Genomic DNA, 2,678 nt, shown 5'->3' on the forward strand with positions numbered 1-2,678 from the left:
AGTTATTAATTTGCCCTTTTTACTTTTTTGAAGATTTCGTTATATGAAAGCAAATTCTTCATACGCAGAAAAATATTTTTCATTGTGGTCGGTTGTATCAAATAATTACCAAGTGTAATCACAATAAGGATCCAAATTCCGCTAATTACAGCCCAACAAAACCAATCAAAGAAACTTATTACTTGAATTTTGAAAATTGTAAAGAAAGGAAATAATGAAATGGTTCCAATGATAAAATTATTTATTAGTTTATAAAATGTATTCTTTATTTGTCTTTGTAAGATATGACGGGAAGAATAAACAATTAAGTCAATCGTACGATATGCATAGGAACAAACAGAACCAATTAAAACCCCCTCAAGCCCCCACGTTCGTACTAGTATCAGTGATACTATAACATTTATTAGGGCCTCTATTATTGAGCGATTTTTAGTTTGTTTATAATGTCCTGCTGCGTTAACTATTGTTAATGAAGGAACTCTAATGCTATTAGATATCCCTACTATAATAAAAAGGATAGCAACTGAAGGACGAATATATTCAATATCTTTAATACTTGCTGTATACACTTTAATAAAAGGTAAAAAAAGTAAGGAGGTACAAGTATAGGCCCAAAACATTACAATGTAATACAAAGATTCAAATTCATTAAATGTCCTTAAAAGTGTAACTTTTTCTCCTTTTGCAAGAATATCTCCAAAAGCTGCCATCAGACCATTTGAAAAAGCAGATACTAGCATAACAACTCCGCTTATTACCATATAATAAATAGCAAAAACACTAACCTCTTTAAGTCCACAAAATATTGTAACAATTACAATTGGTGTATTAAAAACCGCCAATCCAGCTATTTGATGGACTAATGCATCTCTTCGATTGCTTATTGCAGAATAATTTGGTTCACTTTCGAAGCTAATGTTACTATATCTCCTTTTTACATAACCAATGAGGATGAACATTCTTGAGACATATACAACTGTACATGTTAATTGCACTGTTAGCACATGAAATCCACTTTTAATCATTAATATACAAACTAAAGAATTTAATAAAATTCCAAATATTTGCACAATATTTACTATATAACTTTTTTGGTCTGCAGTGAGAATAACTTGGTATTTTCCAATAATTAAATATTCAACTACTCCACTTAAACCTAATATTAATACCATTAGGAAGGAAATTGATTCACTAACCTCCCCATCAACAATTTGGGGATAAATTACGGCCAAAATAATAACTAAAATAATTAACAAATAACCGGATCGTTTATAAAAAGCCTTTGTAGCAGAAAGAATAGTATTTATTTTATTATTTTCACCGAGTGCAATAGGTGTATACAGAGCCGCTATTGAAGCTGCACCAACACCTGCTCCAACAATTGATAAATACGATAAAAATTGTTTGATGGATGAAACAAGACCGTTAATCTCAGAGCCATAACCATCGATATATAGTTTAGGTAAAATTATGCCTATTGCAGCAGTTATTATTTGTAAAATAAGACTCGTTATTAAGTTAAAGAGTGCTTTTTTACTTCTCATAGAACACCATTAACCATACAATATACTTTTTCTAATTCACTTTCATTACCTATCTCTTCTTTAGCTAATTCTTTAGAAAATTTTTGACTTAAACTTGAATTAGTTAATAATAACTTTATCCCATTATAAATTCCTTCAGGACTCATATTTACGATCAAACCATTTTTTCCATTTATTAACTGTTCACTAAAAACATTTAAGTTAGTTACTACTATAGGCTTTTGAAGTACTTTTGCTTCAGCAATTGCAATACCATATGCTTCATATCTTGAAGACTGAACATAAATATCACAGTTCTTTACAAATGGATAGGGATTTTTCACTTCCCCCAATAAAAAAATATTATTTTTAAGCCCATTTTCTGCGATTAGACCTTCCAACTTACGTCTTTCTGGACCATCACCAATAATATACCAACGAATATCGAAACCACTTTCAACAAGTTTTTTACAGGCAAGAATTGTAATATCAATACCTTTTTGTTCAACTAATCTTCCAATTGTTACAATTCTCTTTCCTTCAAAATTATTGAAAAATGGGTTTTTATTTTCCGCCATTTGTATAATTAATTTTGGCTCAATAATGTTTTGAATTATTTTTATCTTATTAGCATTTTCAGGATGAGCTTCTTCTAATATTACTTTACATTCTTCAGAAACTGTCACAATATAATCAAGCTTTGAAATATAATTTTGTTCAATTGAGATATCAGGTCCTAATTTTCGATAATCATTATGATTCCATCCAATCCTAATATCAGCCTTAACTTTGTCAATAATAAAATACGTTGGGGCAAAGTCTAAGAAACCGATTGCTGCGTGGTAGTGGCCTTCCAATTTCAATAAATATGTTTTAATGCTCAAATAATTCCTTTGGCTTATTATAGAAGGATTTAATTTAAATAACTCCATTACTTTCCACTTGAGACGATAATAAATAAGGCGAAACATCCCTAATTTAAATAATTCCTTAATTGCAAGATGTATTTGATACCAGTATTCCTTTAATGGGGATGGCACTTCAACTATATTTATACCCTTAGGAACCATGTCTGCAAACAATCCTCTAAGATTAAAAACTAATAAATCAACTTCAAATTTCTCTTTATCTAAAATTGTTAATAAATTTATAAGA

The 2,678-nt window shown here is 29.5% G+C and carries 2 protein-coding genes; both read right to left on the reverse strand.

Annotated elements, in window-relative coordinates:
• Positions 1-5: 5 nt before the first annotated feature.
• Positions 6-1,544 (reverse strand): lipopolysaccharide biosynthesis protein, encoded by a 1,539-nt coding sequence (locus V7150_RS26410; RefSeq protein ID WP_335524257.1) that lies wholly within the window; start codon positions 1,542-1,544, stop codon positions 6-8.
• Positions 1,541-2,678: glycosyltransferase (locus V7150_RS26415; protein WP_335524260.1), on the reverse strand; the 1,138-nt coding region annotated here is incomplete at its 5' end. The genes V7150_RS26415 and V7150_RS26410, both read right to left, overlap by 4 nt.

Origin of the sequence: Neobacillus drentensis (assembly GCF_036965245.1) — a bacterium.
GTDB lineage: Bacteria > Bacillota > Bacilli > Bacillales > Cytobacillaceae > Neobacillus > Neobacillus drentensis_G.